Below are 26,754 nucleotides of genomic sequence, written 5' to 3'. Positions count from 1 at the left end.
TCAAGCATCACACGAGCCGACGTGGCCTGCCCTGCCGTCGGGATTACGACTTGCTGACGTCGGCGACGAGCAGGTCGACCAGGCGCGGCGCGATCGCCCGCAGGGCCCGTCCGCGGTGGCTGATCGCGTTCTTCTCCGCGTTGGCGTACTCGGCGAGGGTGCGACCGTCGTCCATCACCAGGATCGGGTCGTAGCCAAAGCCGTTGTCCCCGTGCGGTTCGCGGCCGAGCGTGCCGCGCACGTGGCCGTGCTCGACGTGCTCGAGGCCGTCCGGACCGACCAGTGCCGCGGCGCAGACGAAACCGGCCGCGCGGTGCTCGTCGAGCACGTCGTGCAGCTGCTCCAGCAGCAGGTCGACGTTGGCGCGGTCCTGCGCGGCTCGATCCGGTGCGGCGCGGTCGGCGCCGCCGGCCCGCTTGCCGGACCAGCGGGCCGAGAAGATGCCCGGCGCGCCCCCGAGGATGTCGACGGCCAGGCCGGAGTCGTCGGCCAGCGCCGGCAGCCCGGTCGCCGCACTCACCGCGTGCGCCTTGATCAGCGCGTTCGCCGCGAACGAGTCGCCGTTCTCCACCGGCTCCTCGAGCCCCGGGACGTCCCCGGCCCCGATGACCGCACGGTCCAGGTCGACGTCCATGCCCCGGTCGCGGACGACGTCCGCGATGATCTCGCGCAGCTCGACGACCTTGTGCGGGTTGTGCGTGGCCAGCACCAGGCGCGCGCCGTCCGGCACGCTCACGTGCCGGCCGCCAGCGCCGCGCGCTGCAGCTCGGTGAGCTCGGTGCACCCCACGGCGGCCAGGTCGAGCAGGCCGTCCAGCAGTGCGCGGTCGAAGGCCTCGCCCTCGGCGGTGCCCTGCACCTCGACGTAGCGGCCGTCCCCGGTCATCACGACGTTCATGTCCGTCCCCGCGGTGACGTCCTCCTCGTAGCAGAGGTCGAGCAGCGGCCGACCGCCCACGATGCCGACGCTGACCGCGGCGACGGAGCCGGACAGCGGCTGCGCGTTGGCGGCGACCAGGCCCTGGGACCGCGCGTTCTCGATGGCGTCGGCCAGCGCCACGTAGGCACCGGTGATCGCGGCCGTGCGCGTCCCGCCGTCCGCCTGGAGCACGTCGCAGTCCAGCACGATCGTGTTCTCTCCCAACGCCTTCGTGTCGATCACCGCGCGCAGGCTGCGGCCGACCAGGCGGCTGATCTCATGGGTGCGGCCACCGATCCGGCCCTTGACGGACTCGCGGTCGCTGCGGGTGTTCGTGGCGCGCGGCAGCATCGCGTACTCCGCGGTCACCCAGCCCTGGCCGCTGCCCTTGCGCCAGCGCGGCACGCCGGCCGTGAACGACGCGGCGCACAGCACGCGGGTCTTGCCGAACTCGACCAGCACGCTGCCCTCGGCGTGGTCCAGCCAGCCGCGGGTGATCGTGACCGGGCGGAGCTGGTCGGGGGTGCGGCCGTCGACGCGCGCGGCCGAGTCCTGCGTCTCGGGAGCCATGCGGTCCAGGCTAGACGGCGCCACCGACGACGTAGGTGGCGCCCGGCGTCGCGACCTCGAGCGGACCGTCCCAGACCTCACGGGCCTGGGCCAGGCAGACCTGCGGGTCGTTCCACGGCGGCAGGTGGGTGAGCACCAGCCGACCCACGCCCCCGGCGTCCAGCGCGGCCTGGGCGGCCCGGCGTCCGGACAGGTGGATGCCCTCGACCTCGTCCCGGCCGTCCACGAAGGCCGCGTCGGCCAGCACGAGGTCGGCGCTGTGGCACAACGGCTTCAGCGCGTCGCAGGCATCGGTGTCACCGGTGTAGGCGAGCACCGACCCGTCGTGCTCGATGCGCATCCCGTAGGCCTCGACCGGGTGGTTGACCAGCAGCGGCGTCACGGCCAGCGGGCCGATCCGCACCGGCTCGCCATCCGACCAGGCCTGCACGTCCAGCTCGGCCGACATCCCGGGATCAGTCGGCAGGTCGTAGGCGCCGGCCAGCCGCGCCGCCGTGCCCGACGGCCCCCAGACCGGGATGCGCGGGCGCGGCTGCACCCCGACCGGCGAGTGCCTGAGCATCACGTACAGCCCGCACAGGTCCAGGCAGTGGTCGGCGTGCAGGTGGCTGAGCAGCACCGCGTCCACGGACATCGGGTCGACGTACTGCTGCAACGACCCCAGCGCCCCGCTGCCCAGGTCCAGCAGCACCCGCCAGGTGCGGGGGGCGCCGTCCGGACCGACGCCGTCGGCCTCCAACAGGTAGCAGGACGCCGCGGAGCTCGGCCCCGGCACCGACCCCGAGCAGCCGACCACGGTCAGCCTCATCGGGCGTCCCCCACCAGCTGGGCCGGCGAGACCTCGGGACCCAGGAAGCGTCGTCCGAGCTCGGCGAACGCCTTGGGGTCCCCGGTGGTCTCGAACCGGTGCTGCGGTGCGGGCAGGCCGTCCGGGCGGACCAGGTCGTGCTCGACGAGCTGGCGGTAGACGTCCTTCGCCGTCTCCTCCGCGCTGCTCACCAGGGTCACCAGGTCGCCGACGACGTAGGAGATGACGCCCGTCAGCAGCGGGTAGTGCGTGCAGCCGAGGATCAGCGTGTCCACGCCGGCGGCCACTACCGGGTCGAGGTACTCGTGCGCGGCGGCGAGCAGCTCGGGCCCGCTGGTCACGCCGTCCTCGACGAAGTCCACGAAGCGCGGGCAGGCCTGGGTGGTGACCCGCAGGTGCGGTGCCGCCGCGAAGGCGTCCTCGTACGCGCCCGAGGTCTTCGTGGCCTGGGTGCAGATGACCCCGACGTGGCGGTTCCGGGTGGCCGCCGCCGCCCGCCGCACGGCCGGCCGGATGACCTCGACGACCGGGACGCCGTACCGCTCCCGGGCGTCGCCGAGGACGGCCGCGCTCGCACTGTTGCAGGCGATGACCAGCAGCTTCACGCCCTGGTCGACGAGCTGGTCCAGGCACTCGATGGCGTACTCGCGCACCTGGGCGATCGGCCGCGGACCGTAGGGCTGACGGGCCGTGTCGCCCATGTAGAGGACCGGCTCGTGCGGCAGCTGGTCGAGGACGGCGCGCGCGACCGTGAGGCCGCCGTAGCCGGAGTCGAAGATGCCGATGGGAGCGTCTGCCACGGTGACGAGCCTACGGTTCGGCTCGGCCCGACGTGCCGCACCGCACCGTGAGCCTCACCACGCCGCGCCCGCCCCACCACCCGATCGTGGCAACGTCGCACCACCGGCGATGCGACGTTGCCACGATCGGGTTCCGTGCCCGGGCCTGTGGATGAACCAGGGAGGGTCGGCCGGCAAACCGGCAGGCTTGGGCGGTGCCTTCACCGAGCCTGCTGGACGACCTGGTCGAGCAGCAGCACGGCGTGGTGTCGCACGCTCAGGCGGTCGGAGCCGGTCTCGGTCGGGGCTGGATCGGCCACCAGCTGCGCAGTGCCCGCTGGCGCCGGGTGTTCCCCGGCGTGTATGTCACGCACACCGGACCGGTCACCTTTCGGAGCCGGGTCTGGGCCGGCCTGCTGCACGCCGGGACGCCAGCCGTGGCGAGCCACCGCACGGCGGCCTACCTGCAGGGCCTCGTGGACGACGAACCCGAGCTCGTCGAGGTGTGCGTCTTCGCACCGCACCGGACCACCCGGCAGGACGGGCTGCGCATCCGGCGGCGCCGTCGGTTCGCGAGCATCGCCAGCGCCGCGGGCTCGATACCGGTGACGACGGTTGAGGACACCGTGCTCGACCTGACCGAGCTGGTCGGCAGGCCGGACGCCGTCGTCGGCTGGTTGACCCGAGCCTGCCAACGTCGTCTGACCACTCCGGCCCGCCTGGGCGCTGCGGCAGCCCGGCGGTCCCGCCTGCGCCACCGCCAGCTCGTGCGCGAGGTGCTCGACGACGTCCGGGCGGGGGTGGCCTCGGCTCTCGAGCGACGCTACGTCCGCGACGTCGAACGGGCGCACGGCCTGCCGCCGAGCGAGCGGAACAGCCGGCAGGTGGTGCGGGGCGTCAACCGCTACGCGGACGTGCGGTATCGCCGGTGGCGGACGCGGGTCGAGCTGGAGGGGCTGGCCTACCACCCCGCCGACGGCAGCCACCGCGACCACGGGCGCGACAACGCCGCGACGCTGCACGGCGATGCCACCTTGCGGTACGGCTGGCCGGCCGTCGCCGGTGCCAGCTGCTCGACCGCGCTGGAGGTCGCCGCGGTGCTCCGCCGCCGGGGCTGGACGGGACGGCTCAGGCCGTGCTCGTCGACGTGCCTCGTCAGGGCCGCGCAACCGGCGTGATCGTGGCACCCTCGCATCACCCGCGATGCGCGGTTGCCACGATCGGGTAGGGGACGGGCGCGGGGTGGGGGTCAGTCGTGCGGCAGGGGTTCGAGCAGGGCCTCGACCAGGCTCTCCTGCAGCCAGGTGAGGAAGTCGTAGACCGCGAGCACCCAGGCGAGCCCGCTGGACGGCGGCACGTCACCATCACCGTCACCGTCCCCGTCCTGCGCCGGCACGCCTTGCGCCTCGGCAGCCAGCTCGGCGGCGGCGAGCGCCTCGAGCCGTTCGTGGTCCTCGTCGACCTCCAGGCCCATCCGCGAGGCCAGCACCAGCCGGACGTCGGTCAGCGCCACCACCCAGGCCTGCGCCTCGTCCTCGTCCAGCACCAGGGTGGCTCCGTCGCGGCCGAGGCTGCGGCGCGCGACCTCCAGCCCGGTCCGCTTGCGCTCGCGCAGCCCGGCCTCGGTGTAGCGGCGGAACTCGGCGGAGGCGTCCGGGTCGTCGCGGTGGGCGTCCGGCAGCAACCGCGCCACGGCGGGGTCGCCGGGCAGGTCGACGGCAGTGCCGATGCCGACCAGGACCGCCAGCGGGTCGTCGTCCGCGGAGGTCTCGTCGTCCAGCATCTCGTGCACCTCGACGAACAGGTGCGCGAGCAGCCCGCGCTCACCGTCGTCCAGCCGCGCCCGGATGCCCCGCCTGGACCGTTTGAAGCCTCGTGCCACTAGTCGTCCTTCTGCATGGTCGCCCACAGCCCGTACCCCTGCAGCGCCTCGACGTGCCGCTCCATGCCCTCGCGGTCCCCGTGCGCCACGGCGGCCCGGCCCTTCTGGTGCACGTCCAGCATCAGCGACTCGGCCTTGGCCCTGCTGTAGCCGAAGTAGGACTGGAAGACGTACGTCACGTAGGACATCAGGTTGACCGGGTCGTTCCAGACGAGGGTGACCCACGGGCTCGCGACATCGACCTCCTCGGCCGACCGCGGCTCGTCCAGCTCGACCGGCGACGTGACCACCCGTCCACTGTAGGCACCCCGGGGCGGTCCGGTCGCCCGCGCGGGCTCACGCCCTGCCCGTCTACGCTCGGTCGGGTGAACCGGCCCAGCACGGCACTGCTCACGGACCACTACGAGCTGACCATGCTCCAGGCCGCGCTGCGCGGCGGGACGGCCGGCCGCCGGTGCGTGTTCGAGGTGTTCGCCCGGCGGCTGCCGCCCGGCCGCCGGTACGGCGTGGTGGCCGGCACCGGTCGGCTGCTGGACGCGCTGGAGGCCTTCGCCTTCACTGACGACGAGCTCGCCGCGCTGGACGCGGTGGTGGACGACGCGACGCTGGCCGTCCTGCGCGACTGGCGGTTCACCGGGTCGATCTGGGGGTACGCCGAGGGCGAGTGCTACGTGCCGGGGTCGCCCCTGCTGGTCGTCGAGGGGACGTTCGCCGAGGCGGTGCTGCTCGAGACCCTGGCCCTGAGCGTGCTCAACCACGACTGCGCGGTCGCTGCGGCGGCCAGCCGGATGACGGCCGCCGCCGGCGCCCGGCCGTGCATCGAGATGGGCTCGCGGCGCACCCACGAGCAGGCCGCGGTGGCGGCGGCGCGGGCGGCGTACGTGGCGGGGTTCGCCAGCACCAGCAACCTGGAGGCCGGACGCCGGTACCCGATCCCGACCGCGGGCACCGCCGCGCACGCCTTCACCTTGCTGCACGACGACGAGGAGGCCGCGTTCGCCGCCCAGGTGGCGAGCCTCGGCGCCGGGACGACGCTGCTCGTCGACACCTATGACGTCGAGGTGGCGGTGCGCACCGCGGTGCGGGTGGCCGGGCCGGGTCTGGGCGCCGTCCGGCTGGACTCCGGGGACCTGCTGGTGCAGGCCCACCAGGTCCGGCGTCTGCTGGACGAACTCGGCGCCACCGCGACGCGCATCCTGGTGACCAGCGACCTGGACGAGCACGCGATCGCGGCACTGGCGGCAGCGCCGGTCGACGGCTACGGCGTGGGCACCAGCCTGGTCACCGGGTCGGGCGCGCCGACGGCCGGGCTGGTCTACAAGATGGCCGCCCGCGAGGGGGCCGACGGCCGGCTCGTCGGCGTCGCGAAGAACAGCGCGGACAAGGTCGGGGTCGCGGGGCGCAAGTGGGCGATGCGGCGCAGCGGACCGGACGGCACGGACGTCGCCGAGCTGGTCGGGGTCGGGCCGGGCCGAGCGCCCGCACCCGGCGAGCGCGAGCTGCTCGTCGAGCTGGTGCGGGCCGGTGAGGTGGTCGGGCGCGAACCCCTGGACGACGCCCGCGAGCGGCACGCGAAGGCCCGAGCCGCCCTCCCGGACCAGGCGACCCAGCTCTCCCGGGGCGAGCCGTGCCTGCCCACCGTCTACGAGGAGCACCGATGACCGACTCAGCCAGCCACGTGGCCGACGCGCTGATCGTGGTGGACGTCCAGAACGACTTCTGCGAGGGCGGCTCGCTGGCGGTGGCGGGCGGCTCGGACGTGGCGCACGCGGTCGCAGAGCTGGTGCGGCGCAAGGACTACCGGCTGGTGGTCGCGACCCAGGACTGGCACGTGGACCCCGGGGCGCACTTCAGCGACGACCCCGACTTCGTGGACACCTGGCCGCGGCACTGCACGGCCGACACGCACGGCGCCGATCTGCACGCGGCGCTTCAGCCCGAGCACCTGGACGCGCGGTTCCGCAAGGGTGCGCACGCTGCCGCCTACTCGGGCTTCGAGGGGACGGCGAACCGCGCCGGCGGCGGTCAGGTCGGGCTGGCGCAGTGGCTGCGCGAGCGCGGCGCCCGCACCGTCGACGTGGTGGGCCTCGCCACCGACCACTGCGTGCGCGCCACCGCGCTCGACGCCGTGGCCGAGGGCTTCGAGACCCGGGTGCTGCTCGCCCTCACGGCGGGGGTCGCCGCCGGCACCACCGGCCGCGCCCTCGCCGAGCTGGACGCGGCCGGGGTGAGCCTGGTCGGCGAACCCGTCCTCAGGACGTAATCGTCAGGGCGTGACGGTCAGGGCGTGATGGTCATCGGGGTGCCGCCGACCACGAGCCGCCAGTCCACCGACGCGAAGGCCGCCGAGTCGATCGTGCCCTTCGCCGTCGCCCAGTCGATGAGCAGCTGGCGGATCTCGAGCTGGCGGTTGTAGACGACCGGCGCGGTCGTGGTGTGCGGGAAGTTGCCGCCACCGGACTGCCGGTAGTTGTTGATGGCGATGACGAACTGCTGGGACGCCGTCACCGGGCTGCCGGCGTAGGCGAGACCCACGATCCGCGACCCCACGGGCTGGGCGAGGTCGATGTCGTAGGTGAGTGCCGCGTCGAGCCCGCCCATCACGTCGTAGTTGTAGTCCGGCGTGCCGTTGGGCGCCTCGGTCGTGACGGCGTTCGTCACGGAGTCGGCGGCCACCGGACCGGCGCTGGTCTGCGCCTTGAAGTACCGGGCCGAGTACTCCAGGTAGTCCTTGATCTCGGCGCCCGTCATGGTGACGCCGAGCAGCGTGTTGTCGTAGATGTAGAGACCGGCGACGTCGCGGACCGTCACGTCGCCCGCCGGGATGGCGGCCGCGCGGTTGAACGGCGCCGCGATGGACAGCACGGGCAGGTCGGCCTGCGGCGTCCCGGCCAGGGCGGCCTTGACGGTCTCGGCCTGCACCAGGTTGATGAAGTCGATCGCCGCGACGTCCTCGTACCGCGCGGTCTCCGCCGACATGGCCGTGACGTTCTGCGCGACCACCGAGTTGACGTAGGTGCGGACCTTCTCGTGGTCCCGGGTGAGTAGCGCGACGATGGCCGGGTCGGGCTCGACCGCGCTGCTCGGCAGCACCTTGGAGTGCCGCGCCACGACGGACCAGCGACCGCGCTTCCACTCCAGGTCGATGTCGATGACGCTCAGCCGCTTGCCCCACATCATCGGCTCGGTGAGCACGACCTGCTGGCCGGTCACCTTGTTGGTGACCAGCCGCTCCGGGATCTCGACGTGTGCGTGCCCCACCAGGATGGCGTCGATGCCGGGGACCTGCTCGGCCACCAGGGTGGACGCGTTCTCGGGGTACGGCAGCGCGTCGCCGTACGAGGACGAGGTGTCGGCGCCGCTGTGCGCAGCGACCACGACGACGTCCGCTCCCATCTTGCGCAGCCGGGGCACCCAGATCTTGGCCTGCTCCACGAGACCCGGGAAGGCGAGCTTTCCCTCGACGTTCGCCTTGTCCCAGATCGCGATGCCGGGGTTGGTCAGCCCGAGGATGCCGACCTTGACCGTGCGCCCACGGGCCACCCGGACGCGCTTGATCGCGAACGGCGGGAAGGCGGGCTGCCCGGTGCGGGCGTCCACGGCGTTGGCGCCGAGCAGCGGGAAGCGCAGCTGGCGCTGGAACGTGTGCAGGACGTCGAGCCCGTAGTTGAACTCGTGGTTGCCCAGGGCGGCGGCGTCGTACCCGATGCGGTTCATCGCGGCGGCCATCGGGTGCACGTGCCCGCCAGTGATCGGCTCGATCTTGGCGAAGTAGTAGGCCAGCGGGGTCCCCTGGATGGTGTCCCCCGCGTCCAGCAGCAGCGTCTGGCGGCCGCGTGCGTCGGCCCGCTGCTGGGTCACCAACGTCGAGATCTTGGCCAGCCCGATGTCGTCGTGCTTGGCGTCGTCGTACTCGGCGTCCTTGAAGTAGTCCCAGTTCAGCCCGTTGCCGTGCAGGTCCGTCGTGCCCAGGATGGTCAGCCTGGCCGTCGCGGACGACGGGTGGCCGTGACCGTGGCCGGGCCCACCCGCCGAGGCCGGCTCCGCGGTCAGCGCGGACGCGGCCAGCACCCCGGCGGCCGCACCCCCACCGAGCACGGTGCGCCGACGCAAGGCGGCCGCGCCGGAGGTCTCGGCCGCGGGATCAGGGACGTGGCTGCTGGACGACATGGAACCTCCACGAAGCGCGTGAACCCGACGAATCTCATCGAGTCGCCCAGGACGCTACCTGAGTGCGCCGACACCGCATCCGGGCAGAACCTCACGAAGGGTGCGCCCGCCGCTTGGCAGCACCTCGGGCAGCCGGCGCGGGGACGTCGTGGCGACCTTTCAGGATGCGGACCCGCTGCCGGTGCACTAGAACTTGCTGGCCGCGCGAGCCCCTGCTCGCTGGCGGGTCACCCCCGCCGTGCGGTTCGTGCAACCGGGAGGTACCTCAGATGTCCCCTTGGCTCATCCTGCTCCTCGTCGGAGTGGTCCTGTTCGTGCTCGGCTTCACGGGCCTTGGCCACTTCCTGATCTGGGTGGGGATCATCGTGCTGGTGGTCGGCCTCGTGATGTCGCTGCTGAGCCGCCGTGGCGGTAGCAGGGTCTAGGCAGCGGTCCGCGCGGCCGGCGCCCCTGCTCGTCAGGGCTCGCGCCGGCCGCCGGACCAGCTCCACGCGTAGGCGCCGTCGTCGCTGGCGATCGCCCCCTCGCCCAGCTCGAGCGGCTTGAACGTGTCGACCATGACAGCCAGCTCGTCGAAGTACTCCTTGCCGAGCGCGGCCTCCACGGCCCCCGGCTGCGGCCCGTGGCTGTGCCCGCCGGGGTGCAGCGAGATGGAGCCCTGGCCGATGCCGCTGCCCTTGCGGGCCTCGTAGTCGCCGGCGACGTAGAACATGACCTCGTCGCTGTCCACGTTCGAGTGGTAGTACGGCACGGGGACGGCCAGCGGGTGGTAGTCCACCTTGCGCGGCACGAAGTTGCAGATCACGAAGTTCCAGCCCTCGAAGACCTGGTGCACGGGCGGCGGCTGGTGGATCCGGCCGGTGATCGGCTCGAAGTCGGACACGTTCAGCGTGTACGGGTACATGCAGCCGTCCCAGCCCACGACGTCGAACGGGTGGGTGGCGTGCACGACGACGCTGCCGACGATCCCGTGCGGGCCGTGCCCGCGGTGCTTGGTGAAGACCTCGACGTCCGTGCCCTCGGCCAGCAGCGGCTCGGAGGGCGCGTGCAGGTCCCGCTCGCAGTACGGGCTGTGCTCGAGCAGCTGGCCGTACTTGCTGAGGTAGCGCTTGGGCGGGGCGATGTGGCTGTTGGCCTCGATGGCGTACGCCCGCACCGGGCCGTGCTGCGCGACGTCCCCGGGGACCCAGCGGTGCACGGTGGCGCGCGGGATCAGGACGTAGTCACCCGGCCGGAACGGCAGCGCGCCGAACATGGTCTCGACGACGCCCTCGCCGGACTCGACGAAGACGCACTCGTCGCCGATCGCGTTGCGGTAGTAGGGGGACGGCGTGTCACTCACCGCGTACGAGATGCGCACGTCGCCGTTGGCGAGCACCAGGCGGCGGCCGCGCACGACGTCCACCCCGCGCCAGGCCGCCTCCTCGCCCTCGCCCGGGAACAGCTCGTGCAGCTTGAGGTGGAACGGCCGCAGCGGGTAGTTCGGGTGGGTCTTGAGCTCGGCCATGTCCCAGGGCCGGGAGTCGACGATCGCCGACGGTATCTCGCGGTGGTAGAGCAGCGAGGAGTCGGACGAGAAGCCCTCCTCCCCCATGAGCTCCTCGCTGTACAGCCGCCCGTCGGGCTGGCGGAACTGCGTGTGGCGCTTGGCGGGGATGTCGCCGACGCTGCGGTAGTGGGCCACTCCAGGTCCCTCTTTCCGGTGCCGTTCTCAGCAGATCGCCGTCCGATAATCGGACGCAACTGTCCTGTCACTCGTTACGGTGCGCTACCGTGCGAGCCATGTCAACCTCCGCCGGGCGCGACGCCACCTGGCCCCGCGCGGGCGGGACGAGCGCCCTCCTGGGCGGGCTCGTGGACGACGCTGCCGTGTTCCCACCCGGCAGCTCGCCGTTGCCACAGGCCGTCGCCGACCACCGCCGGCACCGCGCCGCGCCGTACGCCGGCTGCGTCGGCCCCCTGCTCGTCCGCGCCGGCGATGCCGCGGCCACCGCCGCCCTGCTGCACCAGCACGAACGGCTCGAGGTGTCGCTGGTGGTCCGGCCGGGCTCCGACCCGGGCACGCTGCCGACCGCGGTCGACCAGCTGCAGCGCGAGGGTCGAGCCGTGGTCCGCGGACTCGAGCTGCCCGTCGCCGACCCCATCACCTTGCGACCGCTGCTCGACCTGCGGGTGCCGCTCTGGCTCGAGGTCTCCCGGGGACGCCTACAGCAGGACCTGGACGCCGTCACCGCGGCGGGTGCGCACGCGAAGCTGCGCACCGGCGGGCTGGCCCAGGACGACGTCCCGCCGGCGGCCCTGCTGGCCGAGCTCGTCGTGGGGTCGGTGTCCCGGTCGCTGCGGTTCAAGCTCACCGCGGGCCTGCACCACGCCGTTCGGGCCGTGGACCCGACGACCGGCCTGGACCAGCACGGCGTCGCCAACGTGCTGGTGGCCACCGCCCTCGCGACCGCCGGCGCCCCCGTGGACGACGTCCGCGCCGTCCTGGACGAGCGGGACGGCGCGGTGCTGCGTCAAGCCGTCGCCGCCCTGTCCGCCGCCGACGTCGATCGTCTGCGAGGCTCGTTCGCGTCGTTCGGCTGCTGCGGGGTCACCGACCCGCTGAGCGAGCTGGGCGTCTTGCTGGAGGACCTGTTGCCCTCGACCCACCTGGAGCTGACGTGAGTGCCGTCGACCTGCCCGCGGACACCGCGTACGGGCTGGACCACCTGCCCTTCGGCGTGTTCTCCACCGAGGACGAGGCTCCGCGGGTCGGTGTCCGGGTGGGCGACCACGTGCTCGACCTCGCACCCGTGGCCGCGGCCGACGGCATCGACTCCGCGCCGGTGTTCGCCGAGCCCACGCTGAACCCGTTCCTGGGGCTGGGTCGCGCGCACTGGGAGGCGCTGCGGGCGTGGCTGGTCGACCTGCTGACGCAGGAGGCCAACGCCGAGCTGGTCGGGCAGCACCTGCACCCGCTGGCCGAGGTCCGGCTGCACCTGCCGATCGAGGTCGCGGACTACGTCGACTTCTACGCCAGCGAGCACCACGCCACGAACGTCGGGCGCATCTTCCGGCCGGACGGTGCCGCGCTGACCCCGAACTGGAAGCACCTGCCGATCGGCTACCACGGCCGGGCGGGCACGGTCGTGGTGTCCGGGACGGACGTCGTCCGCCCCCAGGGGCAGCGCAAGGCGCCGGACGACGCCGCCCCCACGTTCGGGCCGAGCGTCCGGCTGGACATCGAGGCCGAGGTCGGGTTCGTCGTCGCTGGGGCGACCCGGCTCGGCGAGCAGGTCGGCGTCGACTCCTTCGCCGACCACGTCTTCGGCGTCGTGCTGCTCAACGACTGGAGCGCCCGCGACGTGCAGGCCTGGGAGTACGTCCCGCTGGGCCCGTTCCTGGGCAAGTCGTTCGCCACCAGCGTCTCGGCCTGGGTCACCCCGCTGCAGGCGCTGCGCGCCGCCCGGGTGCCGCTGCCGGAGCAGGACCCGACGCCGCTGCCGTACCTGCTCGGCGACGACCTGCCCGGGTACGACCTGGCCATCGAGGTCGAGCTCAACGGCACGGTCGTGTCCCGCCCGCCGTTCGCCAGCATGTACTGGTCCCCGGCCCAGATGCTCGCGCACCTCACGGTCAACGGAGCGAGCCTGCGCACCGGGGACCTGTTCGCCAGCGGCACCGTGTCCGGCCCCGAGCGCGACCAGACCGGCTCGCTACTCGAGCGCACCTGGAACGGCACCGAGCCGGTCACCGTCGGCGACCAGGAGCGCGGCTTCCTGCAGGACGGCGACACCGTCGTCCTGCGCGCCACCGCGACCGGCACCGGTGGCGGCCGGATCGCCCTCGGTGAGGTCACCGGGACGATCCGACCAGCCACCACCTGACGGGCGCGGCTAGCGCGCGGCCGCCGCGGCGCGCTCCTGCGCCACGAGGACCCGGTGCAGGGCGTCGATCTTCTGCTTCGACCGGGGCAGCTCGGCCTGCGGGCCGCCCACGCCGGCCTTGGCCGCGGCCTTCGCGGTCAGGAAGCCGTTGGCCACGGTGTGCGCCGGCTTCGTCGACGAGTAGAGCCAGGCATCGAAGAACGAGCCGAGGTCCTCGCCGGACGAGCGCTCGGCCAGCGCGATGAACTGCGGGATCGACCCGTTGCCGTACCGGTGCTGCTGCGCCCAGTTCCGCATGACCTGCCAGAAGGCGGGGTCGCCGATCCGCTGCCGCAGCGCCTGCAGGGTCATCGCCCCGCGGTCGTAGACGGCGCCGGAGAACTCACGGTCCTTGCCCGGGTTGCCGATCGTGAGCGACCAGAAGGGCGACGTGGCCGGGATCTGGTCGTAGTAGGCCTCGAGCAGCTCGGCGCCGCTGCCCTCACCGTGGTCCTCGGACCAGGCCCACTCGGCGAAGCTGGCGAAGCCCTCGTTCAGCCAGATGTCCTTCCACTGGTCGACGCTCACGCTGTCGCCGTACCACTGGTGCGCCTGCTCGTGCACGACCACGTAGATGTTCGGACCACCGCGCCAGAAGCCGCGCGTGTAGACCGGGCGGGTCTGGTTCTCCAGCGCGAAGCCGAAGTCCGCTGCCGGGGCGACACCGCCGGTGATGTCGAACGGGTAGGGCCCCCAGTGCCGGGCGTGGAAGTCGATGACCTCTCCCGTCCGGGCCAGGTCGGCCGCGGCGTACTGGCCCTCACTGCCACCGTTCGAGGCGACCGCCGTGATCACCGGCAGCCCCTTGGCCGTCGTGCTCTGGGTGATGTCGAACTGGCCGGCCGCGAAGAAGGCCAGGTAGCTGGCCATGGGCTTGGACTCGTGCCAGCTCCAGACCTCGTGCCCGGGGATGCTCCGGTGCGAGCGCAGCGAGCCGTTGCTCAGCGCCTCGAGCCCGGTCGGCACCGTCACCTTGATGTCGTAGGTCGCCTTGTCCCGGGGGTGGTCGTTGCCGGGGTACCACCACGAGGCGATCTGCGGTTCGCCGACCGCGACCGCGCCGTCCGCCGTCCGGATCCAGGGCTGGTAGCCGTCGGCCTCGACGGAGCTCGGCACCCCGGCGTACACGACGACGACCTTCATCGTCGCGCCCTTCTTGACGGCCTTGCGCGGGGTGACGACCAGCTCGAGGTCGTCCGTCCGGGTGCGCGCGGGCACCCCGTTCACCGTGACGGACTGGGCCGTCAGCGCGAAGTCCAGGTCGAAGCGCGAGAGGTCCTGGGTCGCCTTCGCCGTGATGGTCGCCCGGCCGGTGATCAGGTCGTTCGACGGCGTGTAGTGCACGTCGATCGCGTAGTGGCTGACGTCGTACCCGCCGTTGCCGTACGCCGGGTAGTACGCGTCACCGAGGCCCGGAGCCCCCGGCGAGGCCGCCGCCGCCCACGCGCTGCCGCCCGCGCCGACCGCCAGCGCTGCCGTCGCCGCGACCACCGACGTCGCCCGGCGCCTGCTGCGTCCTGCACCTCGCATGTGCCCTCCCTGGTTGCGTCGGGGCCCTGAGGGGCCCGCGGAACAGGAAAGCGACACTACCCCTGAATGGGGACAATCCACCCCGGCAATTCCGCCCGAACCGGTCAGTGGGACTGGTCGGTCGGCCCTGGGGTCAGCGGGATCGCCGACTGGTCGGCCCGCCGGACCACGCAGGTCCCCGCGATCTTGTCGTGCAGCGCCTGACGGCGCGCGTCGCGCAGCGGCCAGAGGACGTCGAGCAGGAGGTACAGCGTCCCGATGTAGGACAGCACCGAGGCGGCCTCGAAGCCGAGCCAGCGCCGGACGACGACCAGCACGGTCAGCGCCTCGCCCGGCACCCAGCGGCGCACCATCAGGCCGAACACGAGCTTGCCCGGTGTCGCGTCCCGCCAGAGCAGGAAGCCCACGTTGTACAGCAGCGACACCAGCACCCAGGCCAGCGAGATGATGAACAACGCCTCGATGGTCGCCTGGTCGTAGGTGATCGGGCTCGGGTCCTGCCCGGCCTCGGTCGCCTTCAGCGCGGCGTTGAACTGCGACCCGATGGAGTCGAGGACCGCGGCGCTCTGGTTCCACGCGATCAGCCAGGCCAGCAGCCCGGTGATCACCCAGTCGATCATCCGGGCCCCGGCGCGCATCCACCACCCCGCGACCGGCACGCCGTCGTCCGTGCGCGGCGCCTCCCGGTCCGGCGTCGGTCGAGCGCCCTGGGGCTGTGCCGGGCGCGCCGGCTGCGGCGCAGAGGCGGCGGGGCGGCCGGCCGCGGGAACCGGTCGGTCGACCGGCCCCGGCCCCTCCGGCATCCCCCCGGTGTGGTGCCAGATCTCGATCGGCTCGACCCGCTCGTAGGTGTCGTCGGTCCAGCTCGTCCCGTCCCACCAGCGCATCAGCATCTCGATGTGCGGGTCGGGGTACCAGCCGGGGCTCGGGGACGTCATGGTGACAGTGTCTCAGCGTGCCGGGACGCGCTCGCACCCCTACGGTCGACGGATGAAGATCACCCGGACCAAGCCGGTCGAGGACGTGCTGGCCCAGCTGGCGGACGACCCGGACGCCGAGGAGGGCGCCCCCGGCCGGCGGCTGCGCAAGCGGCTCGGGCCGATCGACCTGATGGGCTTCGGCATCGGGATCGTGATCGGCACCGGCATCTTCACCCTGACCGGGATCGAGGCCAAGAACCACGCCGGCCCCGCGGTCACCATCTCGTTCGTCATCGCCGGAGCCGTCAGCCTGCTCGCCGCGCTCTGCTACTCCGAGCTCGCGTCGTCCGTCCCGGCGGCGGGCAGCGCGTACACCTACGCCTATGCGACCATCGGCGAGGTCTTCGCCTGGATCATCGGCTGGGACCTGGTCCTGGAGTTCGCGCTGGGCGCCGCCGTCGTGGCCCGGGGCTGGTCAGGCTACCTGCAGAACCTGTTCGACCTGCCGACCTGGGCGTTCGGCGAGGACGCGCCCGTCAACATCGGTGCCGTCGCGATCGTGCTCGTGCTCGGCGTCATCGCCGTGGTCGGCATCCGCGAGTCGGCCCGGGTGACGAACGTGCTCGTGGTGATCAAGGTCGCCGTCTGCCTGTTCGTCATCGTGGCCGGCGCCTTCTTCGTCAAGAGCGCCAACCTCACGCCGTTCGTGCCGCAGTCCCAGCCGACACCGGACGTCAGCGGGGTCAAGCAGCCGCTCGGCGAGGTGCTGTTCGGCATCGCGCCGTCCGCGTTCGGGTTCGCCGGAGTACTCACGGCCGCGGCCGTGGTGTTCTTCGCCTACACCGGGTTCGAGGCGGTGGCCAACCTCGGCGAGGAGACCCGCGAGCCGGCGCGCGACCTGCCGCTGGGCCTGCTCGGCACGCTGGGCATCGCCACCGTCCTGTACGTCGGCGTCTCGTTCGTGGTGACCGGCATGGTGCGCTACGACAAGCTGGACGAGGGCGCCCCGATCGCCAGCGCCTTCGACGCCGTCGGTGCCGGGTGGGCGTCGAACCTGGTGTCCATCGCGGCGGTCGCGGGCCTGACCTCCGTGATCCTGGTGGACATCGTGGCCATGGGTCGGATCGGCTTCGCGATGGGTCGCGACGGCCTGCTGCCGCAGTCGGTCGCGCAGGTGCACCCGAAGTTCGGCACCCCGGCCCGGATCACCGCCGGGACGACGATCCTGGTTGCGGTCATCGCCGGGCTCGTCCCGCTGACGGAGCTGGCCGACCTGGTCTCGATCGGGACGCTGTTCGCCTTCGTGGTGGTGTCGATCGCGGTCCCGGTGCTGCGCCGGACGCGGCCTGAGCTGAAGCGCCCGTTCCGCACCCCCTGGTCGCCGGTACTGCCGATCGTGTCCGCGCTGGCCTGCCTCTACCTGATGACGAACCTCGCCGTGGAGACCTGGCTGCGGTTCCTGGCCTGGATGCTGCTCGGACTTCTCGTCTACGGTCTTTACGGACGTCGCCACGCCCGCCTCGCGCAGTTACCCGACGACGACTGAGGGCCCTTCTCCGGCAGGCGCTTCCGGTGCTACGGTCCGCCCGCATGGGCCCCCACGTCGCCCCGGCCCGCTGGGCCGAGTTCGGACGGCGACTGCGCGCCCGCCGGCGAGCGGCGGGGCTCACCCAGGCCGAGCTCGGACGGCGGGTCGGGTACCACCACAGCCTGATCAGCCGGCTCGAGGCCGGGGAACGCGCGCCGTCGCCGGAGCTGCTGCGCCGCCTCGAGCGGTTGCTGGGCGCCGGTGGGCCGCTGGGCCCGGACGACGCCCCCGACGTCACCCGGGACCTGGCCTCCGGTGGGTTCACCGTCACCTCCCCCACCTCGCTGGGCCTGACCCTGTTCGCCGTCTCCCCGGGCTCGGCGTCCCTCGACCTGCCGACCGCCGACCTCGGTCGGCACTGGCCGAGCCGGCTGCCGGTCGCGGGGGTGACCTGCCCGGTCCACCCCCAGCGCGAGTGCGCGGTGCCCGCCGCCGGTGACGCGGTCGCCGTCCTGCCGAGCCTGCGGGCCAGCGGCTCACCAGCGGCCCGGCCCGGTCGGGACGTCGACCTCGCGCACAGCCTGGCCGCCCTGCTCGCCGCGTTCTCCCAGGCGAGCGTCGTGGACTGCTCGGTCGACCTGGTGGGGGCGGTCGAGCGGGTGCTGCAGCTCGTGGTCCGCTGGCTGCGCGCCGCGCAGGCGGTCGGCGAACCGGCACCGGTGCAGCTGCGGCTGGCGGCCGGCTACGCGCAGCTCGCAGGCCGGATGCGCATGCACCGCGGGCAGAACGTGCTGGCTATGGCGTGGCTCGGCCACGGGATGCAGTGGGCCGAGCTCGCCAACGACGTGGCCGCGCGGGTCTGCCTCCTGACCGACGTCTGCACGCTCGCTCGGCTCGACGAGGACGCGCCGTCCGTCGTCAGCTACGCGCTCGGACTCGGGGCGATCGACCCGCGCCGCGGGTGGGTGGCCACCCTCTCCCACCTGTACCAGGCTCGCGGCTACGCCGGTTCGGCCGACCTGGTCGCCGCGCGGCGGCACGCCACGGCTGCCCGGCGCGGGTTGGCCCGACTGGACGAGCGGGACCTGGTGGAGGCCCCGTGGCTGGCCGGCGAGGGCGGCGTGCTGCGCATCGAGTCGTCCGTGGCTGGGGCGCTGCGCGACCTGTCGGCGCGCACCGGTGACGCAGCCCTCGCCCGGCAGGCCGGGCACGCCACCCGGCGGTCGCTGGCGGTGCTCCCGACGTCCATGCGTCCGACGTACCTGCTGCTGCAGCTGCGACTGGCCGACTCGCTGGCGTGCGCCGGTGACGTGGACGGGGCCGTCGCCGAGGCGGCCCCCGTCGCGGTCGAGGTGCTCGCGGCCCGCCGGGCGCCGTTGACCCGGGAGCTGGCCGGCCTCCGGGCCCGGCTGCAGCGGTGGCGGGAGGTCACGGCCGTCCGGGAGCTCGAGGAGCGGCTGGCCACCGCGGCGGTCTGAGTCTCTGCGGGCTGGGTCAAGGCTTCCCCTAGGGCGCGTCACGCACTGGTCAGGCCCTCGTGGACGCCCGGCCGACGGCGGCTTCGCCAGGATTTGACAGAAACTTGACAACTGCCCGAGTTGCCCCGACTCGTCCGTTGACCGTACGCGCGCCGCGTGTGAGCGTTCGGCCTGCTTCCGACCCCTCCCGTCGGGTCGTCCTTACCGAGGAGAACCGCATGAGATGCAGATCGATGACGTCAGCGGCCGCTGCGGCCGCCGTCGTCGGCGCCGCACTCGCCCTGGCTCCGGCCGCCGCGAGCGCCACCCCGACCTCCCACGGGCAGGTGAGCGCGGTGGCCGCCGCGCCGGACGTGAACGTCGCCAACGTCAAGGCGCACCTGACCCAGCTGAACACCATCGCCACCCAGAACGGCGGGAACCGGCGGGCCGGCAGCGCTGGCTACACCGCGTCCGTGGCCTACCTCAAGGCCAAGCTGACGGCCGCCGGGTTCACCGTGGCCGAGCAGACGTGCACCTCGTGCACCTACCGGGGCAACAACCTGGTCGCCGACTGGCCCGGCGGACCGTCCGACCAGGTGACGATGTTCGGCGCCCACCTGGACAGCGTGGCCGCGGGGCCGGGGATCAACGACAACGGCTCGGGGTCGGCGACGTTGCTGGAGAACGCCTTGGCGCTCGCCGCAGCCAACCCGACGATGAGCCGGCACGTGCGGTTCGCCTGGTGGAACGGCGAGGAGCAGGGCCTGCAGGGCTCGAAGTTCTACACCGCCCAGCTGACCTCGACCCAGAAGTCGGCGATCAAGGCGTACTACAACTTCGACATGGTCGGCTCACCCAACGGCGGCTACTTCATCAACAACATCAGCTCGGCCGCGTCAGCCCCGATGAAGGCCTACTGGGTGAGCAAGAACCTGCAGCCCGAGGAGAACGTCGAGGGCCAGGGCCGCTCGGACGACTACTCGTTCCAGCAGGCCGGCATCGCGACGTCCGGCTACGCCGCGGGCGCCTCGGCCACCAAGTCCTCCGCCCAGGCCGCGAAGTGGGGCGGCACCGCGAACCGGGCCTACGACAGCTGCTACCACGCCTCGTGCGACACGACGTCCAACATCAGCGACGCGATCCTGAACAACGCCGCGGACGGCGTCGCGTACACGCTGTGGGCCACCTCGGTCTCCGGCACGACCACCCCGACCAACGACTTCTCGGTATCGCTGAGTCCGGCGTCCGGCAGCGCGAGCGCCGGCCAGTCGACGACCTCGACCGTGTCGACCGCCACGACCAGCGGGTCCGCGCAGACCGTCGCCCTCTCGGCGTCCGGCGCCCCCAGCGGCGTCACCGTCTCGTTCAGCCCGTCGTCCGTGCAGTCCGGCTCGTCGTCGACCATGACGGTGGCCGTCGGCTCGTCGGCCGCGAGCGGGACGTACCCGATCACCGTCACCGGTGCTGGTTCCGTCGCGCACACCGCGACGTACTCGCTGACCGTGGGCGGCGGGTCCGGCTGCACCGGTGCCGAGGTCGTGCGCAACGGCGGCTTCGAGTCCGGCACCACACCGTGGACGACGACGTCCGGGGTGATCACCAACGACAGCCGGCAGGCGGCCCACGGCGGTAGCTATAAGGCATGGCTGAACGGCTACGGCAGCAGCCACACGGACTCGGCAGCCCAGACGCTGACCATCCCGGCCGGCTGCTCGACGTACACGCTGGCGTTCTGGCTGCACATCGACACGGCGGAGACCGGTTCGACCGTCTACGACCGGCTGACCGCGACCATCGGCAGCAAGACCCTCGGCACGTGGTCCAACGTCAGCGCCGCGACCGGCTACTCCCAGAAGACGTTCGACGTCTCCGCGTACGCCGGGCAGAGCGTGTCGTTGAAGTTCAGCGGCACCGAGGACGCCGGCCTGCAGACGAGCTTCGTCGTGGACGACGTCTCCGTGACCGGTCGCTGACGCTCCCGCCTCCGCCACTCAGGCCGGTTCTCCTCGCGGGAAACCGGCCTGGGTGGCGGAAAGCGGACTGGGTGGCGGAACCGTGGGGTGGGGGTGCTGGGGGTGGGTCAGAGGTTGCCGCGGCGGTCCTGCTCGCGCTCGATGGCCTCGAACAGGGCCTTGAAGTTGCCCTTGCCGAAGCCGAGCGAGCCGTGCCGCTCGATCAGCTCGAAGAACACGGTCGGCCGGTCGCCCACGGGCTTGGTGAAGATCTGCAGCAGGTAGCCGTCCTCGTCGCGGTCGACCAGGATGCCGCGGCTCTGCAGCTCCTCGATCGGCGCCCGCACGTTGCCGATGCGGGCCCGCAGCTCGTCGTCCTCGTAGTAGGAGTCCGGGGTGTCCAGGAACTCCACGCCCTCGGCCCGCATGGCGTCGACCGTGGCCAGGATGTCGTTCGTGGCCAGCGCCAGGTGCTGCGCACCCGGGCCGTCGTAGAACTCCAGGTACTCGTCGATCTGGCTCTTCTTCTTGGCGATCGCCGGCTCGTTCAGCGGGAACTTCACCCGGTGGTTGCCGTTCGCGACGACCTTGCTCATCAGCGCCGAGTAGTCGGTCGCGATGTCGTCGCCGATGAACTCCGCCATGTTCACGAAGCCCATCACCTTGTTGTAGAAGCTGACCCACTCGTCCATCTTGCCGAGCTCGACGTTGCCGACGATGTGGTCCAGCGCCTGGAACATGCGCTTCGGTGAGCCGTCGCGCTTGACGTAGGTGCCGGTGCGCGCGACGTAGCCGGGCAGGTACGGGCCGGCGTAGTCGCCGCGCTGGACCAGGGTGTGCCGGGTCTCGCCGTACGCCGCGATGGCGGCGATCCGCACGGTGCCGTGCTCGTCGCTGACGTCGGTCGGCTCCTGCACGACGGTCGCACCGGCGCGGCGGGCCTGCTCGACGCACTTGTCGACGTCGGGGACCTCGAGCGAGATGTCGACGACGCCGTCGCCGTGCCGGCGGTGGTGGTCGTGCAACGCACTGTCCGGCGTGACGCCGCCCTTGAGCACGAACTTGATCGACCCGCTCTTGAGCACGAACGCCTTGTGGTCGCGGTTGCCGGTCTCGGGGCCGCTGTAGGCGACGAGCTCCATGCCGAAGGCCGTCTGGTAGTAGTGCGCGGCCTGGGTGGCGTTGCCCACCACGAAGACGATCGCGTCCCAGCCGGTGACCGGGAACGGGTCCTTCGCCTCGTCGTAGTCGACGAGCCCGACGAGCTGCTGCAGCTGCTGCAGGTCCAGACCGGCCTCGGTCTCCTGCTCGGTCAGGCTGATGTGCTCGGCGCTCGAGTCGGCCTGGGTGGTCACGGGTACCTCCGGTCGTCAGCAATCGGCGGACGTCGTCGTCGCCGTCCTACCGAGCCTGCCCGACCACAGGGCATCGGGCAACTGCCCACCCCCAGCCTGGTCAGGTTGCGCAGGCTGTCCAGGGTTTCCCGTGTCACACTGTGCACTGTGTCCACCCTGGATGAGCTCGATGCGCACTTGCTGGACCTGCTGACCAGCGAGCCGCGGATCGGCGTGCTGGAGGCCTCGCGGCGGCTCGGGGTGGCCCGCGGCACGGTGCAGGCCCGGCTGGACCGCCTCGTCGCTCGCGGCGTGATCCGCTCGTTCGCGCCGACGCTGGACCCGCGGGCGCTGGGCTACCGGGTCACCGCGTTCGCGAACCTGGAGATCCGCCAGGGCGCGCGGGACCGGCTGGCCGAGCACCTCGGGGCGATCCCGGAGGTGCTGGAGGTGCACACGATCACCGGTCAGGGCGACCTGTTCTGCCGGATCGTCGCGCGCGACAACGACGACCTGCAGCGGGTGATCGACGTGCTGGTCGCCGACGACGACATCATCCGCACCTCGACCGTGGTCGCGCTCGCCTGCATCCTGGAGCAGCGGGTGCTGCCGCTGGTGGTGGAGGCCGGACGTCGCTGACCGCCGCTCGTGACGGTCAGGTCTGCAGCCGCTGGACCAGGTCGTCCCGGGCGGTGCGGACGGCGGCGGAGACGTCGTCCGGGTCGAGCGGGGTGAGCGTCACGACGCCGACCGACCCCTCCAGCGGACCGACGGACCAGCCGATCGCCAGCCCGTGCGCGCCGGGCTGCAGCTCGCCGTCGCTGGTGGCCGTCTCGGGAGCGCCGGAGCGCATCGCCAGGATGGCCCGGCCGGCGGCGCCGCGGACCAGCGGGTGCCGGCTGCCCACCCGGTACGCCACGTGGAACTGCGTCCACTGCGGCTCGACCACGACCACGGCCAGGGCCTCGTCGCCGTCCACCACCGTCAGGTGCGCGGTGGCGCCGACCTCGTCGGCGAGCTGGCGCAGCACCGGGGTGGCGACGTCGCGCAGCAGCGGCTGCACCCGCCCGGCGAGCGCCAGGACGCCCAGCCCCAGCCGGACCCGACCGTCCCGCCCCCGGGTGGCGAGGTGGCGCTGCTCCAGGGTGGTCAGCAGCCGGTAGACGACGGGTCGCGCCACGCCGAGGGCGGCGGCGAGCTCGGTGACGGTGCAGCCGGACTCGTCCGCGGCGAGCAGCAGCAGCAGCTGCAGCCCCCGGTCGAGCGTCTGCGACGTCTCGGGATGGCCGCTGGTGGTCATCGCTCGCCCGGCGCGACTGGCTCGTTCACACGCGGAGCCTAGCGGGCACCCATCGAAGGCTCCAATGACACGTGACCAGGTGGGGCATTGTCACGTGCCCGACTTGTCACCTAGCGTCCGGGCTTCTCGGCGGTCGCGATCCGCGTGGTCGCCGGCTCAACGGAGGGGCAACGGATGAGAGCGCGCAGAGCAGGAACGAGGTGGCGCACGGCGGCGCTGGCGGCCGCGGCCGCGGTGACGGCCGCGGTGAGCGTGACGACCGGCGCCGAGGCGATCGCAGCGCCCGCGGCGTCCGCCACCGCAAGGTCCGCCACCGCAAGGTCCGACACCGCGCCGCCCTCCACCTCGCTGTCGGCGGCGATGGCTGTCGCGCGCGACGCGACGTCCGGCGAGGTCCGGCAGCTGGTTGCGCCGGAGTCCGTGCACGGCCTGCGGGTCGCCCCGGCGACGTCGTCGGGGACGCCGGTCCCGACGCTGGTCCAGCCGCACGAGGACGGCGTCGCGGTCCTCACGGTGCTGACCGCGGGCCAGCGCACGGTGGACTACCCGAACGCGCTCGCGCCCGGCCAGCGGCTCGAGCCGGCCGGCGCCGGGGCGCTCGTGGTCGTGGACGGTGCGGACGTGGTGGGTGCGGTCGAGGCACCGTGGGCGGTGGACGCCACCGGGCGCCGGCTGCCCACCCGGTACGAGCTGCGCGGGGACGGCGGCCTCCGCCAGCTGGTCGACACGGAGGGCGCGACGTTCCCGGTCGTGGCCGACCCCAAGTACTCCGTCGGCTGGTACCGCGGCCCCGTCTACTACCAGGAGCTGTACTGGTCGGACATGTGGAAGGCCAAGAACCTGATGGACCGGTACGGCAAGCCGGTGACGGCCCTCGTGTCGGCGATCTGTGCCAAGATCCCCAGCGCACCGGCGAAGGCGGCCTGCGCCTACACGGTCAACCACCGGTACGGCGCGTACCGCACGCAGGTGAACTCCGGGATCGCGCACAAGCGGTGCGTCAAGATCCGCAACGGGTTCGGCCCGACCGACCTGTGGGCGTGGGGCATCTGGACCAAGAAGTGCATCAAGTGAGGAGCGGGCTCGATGAGGGGTGACCCGGCATGATCACGCGGGGCTGGGTGGTCCGGCAGCTGCTGTCCCTGGCGGCCGTCGTCGTGGGGGTGCTGCTCGCGCAGGCCGTCGACGGCCACGGCTGGGGCGCGTCCGGCTGGGCCATCCTGCTGGCCGTGTGGGCCGCGCTCGCGGCGGTCGAGCTGGCCGTCCGGTCCCGTCGTGGCACGGCCGAGCCGGCTCCACCCGGGTCGGGCTGACGCACGAAGGCCCGGGCCGGGGAAGGTGCTTCCCCGGCCCGGGCCTTGTCGTGGCAGAAGCCGTCGTGGCCGAAGCCCTCGGGTCAGAAGCTCGTCGGGTCGTTGGCGGGCTTGCGACCGGAGGCCTGCGCCTCGGCGGCGGCCACCTGCTGCGCGTACTGCTGCTTGACGGCGTCCATGTCGAGGTCGCGGACCTGCTTGAGGAGGTCCTCCAGCGCCGGCTGCGGCAGCGCGCCGGGCTGGCCGAACACCGGGATGCCGTCCCGGTAGATCACGAGCATCGGGATCGAGCTGACGCCGTACTGCGCGGCAAGCTCGGGCTCGGACTCGGTGTCGACCTTGACGAACTTCGCGTCGGGGTTGGCCTCGCTCACCGTCTCGAAGACGGGACCGAACTGGCGGCAGGGGCCGCACCACTCGGCCCAGAAGTCGATGAGCACGATGCCGTCCTGGACGGTCTCGTCATGGGTCTGCGGGGTCAGTGCCGTGGTAGCCATGCTGAGCACAACGGCGGGCGAGCCTCACGTGTTCCGCGCAGGCGGGACCACACGACGTGATCGTGGCAACACCGCATCACCGGCGATGCGAGGTTGCCACGATCCGAGCCCGGCCGGGACAGCTCAGCGCTTGCCGACGAACCAGCGCCGCAGCGTCTCGATCCGCTCGCGGACCTCCTGCGCGCCCGCCTGGGGCACCGCCGGGCCGCCGCACGAGCGCCGCAGCTCGGCGTGCACGGTGCCGTGCGGTTGGCCGGTGCGCTTGGCCCAGGCGCCGACGAGCTGGTGCAGCTCCTTGCGCAACGCGGCCACCTCACGGTGCGACGCGCGCTCCGGAGCGGGCTCCTGCCCCCGCGAGCGCCGCCCCTTCTGCTGGGCCGCCTGCCGTTCGCGCAGCAGCACCGCCACCTGCTCGGGCTCCAGCAGGCCGGGCAGTCCCAGGTAGTCCTGCTCCTCCTCGCTGCCGACCAGGGCCGACGTCCCGAACTCGCCGCCGTCGAACAGGACCCGGTCGAACTCGGCCTGGGCCTCCAGCGCCTCGAACGGCAGCAGATCCTGGTCGGCGGACGCGTTCTCCGGACGGTTCGCGGCGGCCAGCAGCGCGTCCTCGGGCGACCAGTCCTCGTCGCGGCCGGTGCGCGGCCGGTCCAGGGCGTGGTCGCGCTCGACCTCCAGCTCACCGGCGTGCTGCAGGAGAAGCGGCACGCTGGGCAGGAACACGGACGCCGTCTCCCCCCGTCGCCGGGCCCGCACGAAGCGGCCCACGGCCTGGGCGAAGAACAGCGGCGTCGCCGTGGACGTCGCATAGACCCCCACGGCCAGCCGCGGCACGTCCACACCCTCGGACACCATCCGGACGGCGACCATCCAGCGCTGCTCGCCGTGGGTGAACGACTCGATCCGGGACGACGACCCGCTGTCGTCCGACAGCACCACCACCGGCGGCTCACCGGTCAGCCCCCGCAGCAGCGAGGCGTAGGCGCGGGCCTGGGTCTGGTCCGTCGCGATCACGAGGCCCGCGGCGTCCGGGACGTGCCGGCGCACCTCGGTCAGCCGGGTGTCCGCGGCCCGCAGCACCGACGTCATCCACTCGCCCTTGGGGTCCAGCGCGGTCCGCCAGGCGTGCGCGGTGACGTCCTGGGTGAGCGGGTCGCCCAGGCGGGCGCTGAGCTCGTCGCCGGCCCGGGTCCGCCAGCGCATGGAACCCGAGTAGGCCAGGAAGATGACGGGCCGGACGACGCCGTCGCGCAGCGCGTCGCCGTACCCGTAGGTGAAGTCGGCCTGCGAGCGGCGCACGCCCGCGCCGTCCTGCACGTAGGTGACGAACGGGATGGCGGCGGTGTCCGACCGGAAGGGCGTCCCGGTGAGGGCCAGCCGGCGCTGCGCGGGCTCGAAGGCCTCGCGCACGGCATCACCCCAGGACAGGGCATCACCGCCGTGGTGAATCTCGTCCAGGATGACCAGGGTGCGGGCGGCCTCGGTGCGGGCCCGGTGCAGCAGCGGGCGGGCGGCGACCTGCGCGTAGGTGACGGCCACGCCGTCGAAGTCGCGGCCGTGCGTCCCGTGCGCGTTGCGGAACTGCGGGTCGACCCGGATCCCGACGCGGTGCGCGGCATCCGCCCACTGGCTCTTGAGGTGCTCGGTGGGGGCGACCACGGTGATCCGGCTGATCTCGCCGCGGTCCAGCAGCTCGGTCGCCACCCGCAGCGCGAAGGTCGTCTTGCCGGCCCCCGGCGTGGCCACCGCCAGGAAGTCGCGGGGCTGCTCGCGCAGGTACTGGTCGAGGGCAGCGGCCTGCCAGGCGCGCAGCTTCGACGCGGTGCCCCAGGGGGCGCGGCCGGGGAAGGCCGGGGGCAGGTGGGAGGCGGCAGAGGTACTCATCGGTCCA

26 protein-coding genes and 1 pseudogene are annotated in these 26,754 nt (G+C 72.8%); 12 read left to right on the top strand and 15 right to left on the bottom strand.

The window, feature by feature from the left end; translation table 11 throughout:
- Positions 1-43: 43 nt before the first annotated feature.
- From rdgB to murI, 4 genes are read right to left on the bottom strand one after another with little or no spacing between them, the layout of a single operon-like run.
- Positions 44-736: an RdgB/HAM1 family non-canonical purine NTP pyrophosphatase gene (gene rdgB, locus ABEB17_RS15425; RefSeq protein ID WP_345717622.1), complete on the bottom strand. Its 693-nt coding sequence runs from the start codon at positions 734-736 to the stop codon at positions 44-46.
- Positions 733-1,488, bottom strand: a complete 756-nt coding sequence (gene rph / locus ABEB17_RS15420; RefSeq protein ID WP_345717621.1) for a ribonuclease PH — start codon at positions 1,486-1,488, stop codon at positions 733-735. The genes rdgB and rph overlap by 4 nt, the downstream gene beginning before the upstream one ends.
- A 10-nt stretch (positions 1,489-1,498) precedes the next feature.
- Positions 1,499-2,296: an MBL fold metallo-hydrolase gene (locus tag ABEB17_RS15415; protein WP_345717620.1), complete on the bottom strand. Its 798-nt coding sequence runs from the start codon at positions 2,294-2,296 to the stop codon at positions 1,499-1,501.
- A complete protein-coding gene (murI, locus tag ABEB17_RS15410; RefSeq protein ID WP_345717619.1) occupies positions 2,293-3,096 on the bottom strand; it encodes a glutamate racemase in 804 nt (267 codons plus the stop codon). The genes ABEB17_RS15415 and murI overlap by 4 nt, the downstream gene beginning before the upstream one ends.
- Positions 3,097-3,290: 194 nt before the next feature.
- Here murI and ABEB17_RS15405 point away from each other — a divergent pair, with 194 nt between their 5' ends.
- Positions 3,291-4,253 (top strand): type IV toxin-antitoxin system AbiEi family antitoxin, encoded by a 963-nt coding sequence (locus ABEB17_RS15405; RefSeq protein WP_345717618.1) that lies wholly within the window; start codon positions 3,291-3,293, stop codon positions 4,251-4,253.
- A 71-nt stretch (positions 4,254-4,324) separates the two neighbouring features.
- Here ABEB17_RS15405 and ABEB17_RS15400 read toward each other — a convergent pair whose 3' ends face one another.
- Positions 4,325-4,957, bottom strand: a complete 633-nt coding sequence (locus ABEB17_RS15400) for a DUF2017 domain-containing protein (RefSeq protein WP_345717617.1) — start codon at positions 4,955-4,957, stop codon at positions 4,325-4,327.
- The gene (gene clpS, locus ABEB17_RS15395) at positions 4,957-5,247 is read right to left on the bottom strand and encodes an ATP-dependent Clp protease adapter ClpS (RefSeq protein WP_345717616.1); all 291 of its coding nucleotides are present in this window, start codon (positions 5,245-5,247) and stop codon (positions 4,957-4,959) included. Before clpS ends, ABEB17_RS15400 begins: the two co-directional genes overlap by 1 nt.
- A gap of 75 nt (positions 5,248-5,322) precedes the next feature.
- On the opposite strand from clpS, the gene ABEB17_RS15390 reads away from it, so the two are divergent.
- Both ABEB17_RS15390 and ABEB17_RS15385 read left to right on the top strand, forming a co-directional pair.
- Positions 5,323-6,618, top strand: coding sequence for a nicotinate phosphoribosyltransferase (locus tag ABEB17_RS15390; RefSeq protein WP_345717615.1), 1,296 nt, complete (start codon positions 5,323-5,325; stop codon positions 6,616-6,618).
- A 17-nt stretch (positions 6,619-6,635) separates the two neighbouring features.
- A complete protein-coding gene (locus ABEB17_RS15385) occupies positions 6,636-7,220 on the top strand; it encodes a nicotinamidase (RefSeq protein WP_345717942.1) in 585 nt (194 codons plus the stop codon).
- Between the two features lie 17 nt (positions 7,221-7,237).
- Here ABEB17_RS15385 and ABEB17_RS15380 read toward each other — a convergent pair whose 3' ends face one another.
- Positions 7,238-9,127, bottom strand: a complete 1,890-nt coding sequence (locus tag ABEB17_RS15380; protein WP_345717614.1) for a bifunctional metallophosphatase/5'-nucleotidase — start codon at positions 9,125-9,127, stop codon at positions 7,238-7,240.
- A gap of 269 nt (positions 9,128-9,396) precedes the next feature.
- Here ABEB17_RS15380 and ABEB17_RS15375 point away from each other — a divergent pair, with 269 nt between their 5' ends.
- Positions 9,397-9,552 carry a hypothetical protein gene (locus tag ABEB17_RS15375; RefSeq protein WP_345717613.1) on the top strand — a complete coding sequence of 52 codons (156 nt, stop codon included), beginning with the start codon at positions 9,397-9,399 and terminating at the stop codon, positions 9,550-9,552.
- Positions 9,553-9,584: 32 nt separating this feature from the next.
- Here ABEB17_RS15375 and ABEB17_RS15370 read toward each other — a convergent pair whose 3' ends face one another.
- Entirely contained in the window at positions 9,585-10,811 is a 1,227-nt protein-coding gene (locus ABEB17_RS15370; RefSeq protein WP_345717612.1) for a homogentisate 1,2-dioxygenase, read from the bottom strand.
- A 98-nt stretch (positions 10,812-10,909) separates the two neighbouring features.
- On the opposite strand from ABEB17_RS15370, the gene ABEB17_RS15365 reads away from it, so the two are divergent.
- Positions 10,910-11,791: a hypothetical protein gene (locus tag ABEB17_RS15365; RefSeq protein ID WP_345717611.1), complete on the top strand. Its 882-nt coding sequence runs from the start codon at positions 10,910-10,912 to the stop codon at positions 11,789-11,791.
- Positions 11,788-12,993, top strand: coding sequence for a fumarylacetoacetase (gene fahA / locus ABEB17_RS15360; protein WP_345717610.1), 1,206 nt, complete (start codon positions 11,788-11,790; stop codon positions 12,991-12,993). Before ABEB17_RS15365 ends, fahA begins: the two co-directional genes overlap by 4 nt.
- 9 nt (positions 12,994-13,002) lie before the next feature.
- Here fahA and ABEB17_RS15355 read toward each other — a convergent pair whose 3' ends face one another.
- Positions 13,003-14,562: a M1 family metallopeptidase gene (locus ABEB17_RS15355; RefSeq protein ID WP_345717609.1), complete on the bottom strand. Its 1,560-nt coding sequence runs from the start codon at positions 14,560-14,562 to the stop codon at positions 13,003-13,005.
- 104 nt (positions 14,563-14,666) lie between these two features.
- The gene (locus ABEB17_RS15350) at positions 14,667-15,500 is read right to left on the bottom strand and encodes an RDD family protein (protein WP_345717608.1); all 834 of its coding nucleotides are present in this window, start codon (positions 15,498-15,500) and stop codon (positions 14,667-14,669) included.
- 52 nt (positions 15,501-15,552) lie between these two features.
- On the opposite strand from ABEB17_RS15350, the gene ABEB17_RS15345 reads away from it, so the two are divergent.
- The 3 genes and pseudogenes from ABEB17_RS15345 to ABEB17_RS15335 form a co-directional block, all read left to right on the top strand.
- Positions 15,553-17,028, top strand: a complete 1,476-nt coding sequence (locus tag ABEB17_RS15345; protein ID WP_345717607.1) for an amino acid permease — start codon at positions 15,553-15,555, stop codon at positions 17,026-17,028.
- Positions 17,029-17,072: 44 nt separating this feature from the next.
- Positions 17,073-18,488 carry a helix-turn-helix domain-containing protein gene (locus ABEB17_RS15340; protein ID WP_345717606.1) on the top strand — a complete coding sequence of 472 codons (1,416 nt, stop codon included), beginning with the start codon at positions 17,073-17,075 and terminating at the stop codon, positions 18,486-18,488.
- A 230-nt stretch (positions 18,489-18,718) separates the two neighbouring features.
- Positions 18,719-20,443, top strand: a pseudogene (locus ABEB17_RS15335) (M28 family peptidase); the annotation flags it as partial.
- 107 nt (positions 20,444-20,550) lie between these two features.
- Here the strand turns inward: ABEB17_RS15335 and hppD are convergent.
- Complete coding sequence (hppD, locus tag ABEB17_RS15330) at positions 20,551-21,777, bottom strand: 4-hydroxyphenylpyruvate dioxygenase (RefSeq protein ID WP_345717604.1); 1,227 nt, start codon at positions 21,775-21,777, stop codon at positions 20,551-20,553.
- A 147-nt stretch (positions 21,778-21,924) separates the two neighbouring features.
- Here hppD and ABEB17_RS15325 point away from each other — a divergent pair, with 147 nt between their 5' ends.
- Positions 21,925-22,395 carry an Lrp/AsnC family transcriptional regulator gene (locus tag ABEB17_RS15325; protein WP_345717603.1) on the top strand — a complete coding sequence of 157 codons (471 nt, stop codon included), beginning with the start codon at positions 21,925-21,927 and terminating at the stop codon, positions 22,393-22,395.
- A 16-nt stretch (positions 22,396-22,411) separates the two neighbouring features.
- Here the strand turns inward: ABEB17_RS15325 and ABEB17_RS15320 are convergent, their stop codons facing one another.
- Positions 22,412-23,056 (bottom strand): IclR family transcriptional regulator, encoded by a 645-nt coding sequence (locus ABEB17_RS15320; RefSeq protein ID WP_345717602.1) that lies wholly within the window; start codon positions 23,054-23,056, stop codon positions 22,412-22,414.
- Positions 23,057-23,166: 110 nt separating this feature from the next.
- Entirely contained in the window at positions 23,167-23,385 is a 219-nt protein-coding gene (locus ABEB17_RS15315; protein WP_345717601.1) for a hypothetical protein, read from the bottom strand.
- A 31-nt stretch (positions 23,386-23,416) separates the two neighbouring features.
- Between ABEB17_RS15315 and ABEB17_RS15310 the strand changes: the two genes are divergently transcribed.
- Both ABEB17_RS15310 and ABEB17_RS15305 read left to right on the top strand, forming a co-directional pair.
- Positions 23,417-24,130, top strand: a complete 714-nt coding sequence (locus ABEB17_RS15310; RefSeq protein ID WP_345717600.1) for a hypothetical protein — start codon at positions 23,417-23,419, stop codon at positions 24,128-24,130.
- 29 nt (positions 24,131-24,159) lie between these two features.
- The gene (locus ABEB17_RS15305) at positions 24,160-24,369 is read left to right on the top strand and encodes a hypothetical protein (protein ID WP_345717599.1); all 210 of its coding nucleotides are present in this window, start codon (positions 24,160-24,162) and stop codon (positions 24,367-24,369) included.
- Positions 24,370-24,452: 83 nt separating this feature from the next.
- Here ABEB17_RS15305 and trxA read toward each other — a convergent pair whose 3' ends face one another.
- Both trxA and ABEB17_RS15295 read right to left on the bottom strand, forming a co-directional pair.
- Positions 24,453-24,866 (bottom strand): thioredoxin, encoded by a 414-nt coding sequence (gene trxA, locus ABEB17_RS15300; protein WP_345717598.1) that lies wholly within the window; start codon positions 24,864-24,866, stop codon positions 24,453-24,455.
- Positions 24,867-24,989: 123 nt separating this feature from the next.
- The gene (locus ABEB17_RS15295; protein WP_345717597.1) at positions 24,990-26,747 is read right to left on the bottom strand and encodes a DEAD/DEAH box helicase; all 1,758 of its coding nucleotides are present in this window, start codon (positions 26,745-26,747) and stop codon (positions 24,990-24,992) included.
- Between the last annotated feature and the right edge of the window lie 7 nt (positions 26,748-26,754).

This window comes from Angustibacter luteus, assembly GCF_039541115.1.
GTDB lineage: Bacteria > Actinomycetota > Actinomycetes > Actinomycetales > Angustibacteraceae > Angustibacter > Angustibacter luteus.
Note: the sequence above shows the minus strand (reverse complement) of the source record. Positions and strands in the feature narration are given on the sequence as shown.

Bases quoted from the DNA above. Each gene is read 5' to 3' on its own strand.
- ABEB17_RS15305 (WP_345717599.1), top strand. From the start codon at position 24,160: ATGATCACGCGGGGCTGGGTGGTCCGGCAGCTGCTGTCCCTGGCGGCC.
- rph (WP_345717621.1), bottom strand. From the start codon at position 1,488: ATGGCTCCCGAGACGCAGGACTCGGCCGCGCGCGTCGACGGCCGCACC.
- ABEB17_RS15320 (WP_345717602.1), bottom strand. From the start codon at position 23,056: ATGACCACCAGCGGCCATCCCGAGACGTCGCAGACGCTCGACCGGGGG.
- ABEB17_RS15380 (WP_345717614.1), bottom strand. From the start codon at position 9,127: ATGTCGTCCAGCAGCCACGTCCCTGATCCCGCGGCCGAGACCTCCGGC.
- ABEB17_RS15415 (WP_345717620.1), bottom strand. From the start codon at position 2,296: ATGAGGCTGACCGTGGTCGGCTGCTCGGGGTCGGTGCCGGGGCCGAGC.
- ABEB17_RS15295 (WP_345717597.1), bottom strand. From the start codon at position 26,747: ATGAGTACCTCTGCCGCCTCCCACCTGCCCCCGGCCTTCCCCGGCCGC.
- ABEB17_RS15355 (WP_345717609.1), bottom strand. From the start codon at position 14,562: ATGCGAGGTGCAGGACGCAGCAGGCGCCGGGCGACGTCGGTGGTCGCG.
- ABEB17_RS15340 (WP_345717606.1), top strand. From the start codon at position 17,073: ATGGGCCCCCACGTCGCCCCGGCCCGCTGGGCCGAGTTCGGACGGCGA.
- ABEB17_RS15350 (WP_345717608.1), bottom strand. From the start codon at position 15,500: ATGACGTCCCCGAGCCCCGGCTGGTACCCCGACCCGCACATCGAGATG.
- ABEB17_RS15345 (WP_345717607.1), top strand. From the start codon at position 15,553: ATGAAGATCACCCGGACCAAGCCGGTCGAGGACGTGCTGGCCCAGCTG.
- ABEB17_RS15310 (WP_345717600.1), top strand. From the start codon at position 23,417: ATGGCTGTCGCGCGCGACGCGACGTCCGGCGAGGTCCGGCAGCTGGTT.
- trxA (WP_345717598.1), bottom strand. From the start codon at position 24,866: ATGGCTACCACGGCACTGACCCCGCAGACCCATGACGAGACCGTCCAG.
- ABEB17_RS15365 (WP_345717611.1), top strand. From the start codon at position 10,910: ATGTCAACCTCCGCCGGGCGCGACGCCACCTGGCCCCGCGCGGGCGGG.
- ABEB17_RS15375 (WP_345717613.1), top strand. From the start codon at position 9,397: ATGTCCCCTTGGCTCATCCTGCTCCTCGTCGGAGTGGTCCTGTTCGTG.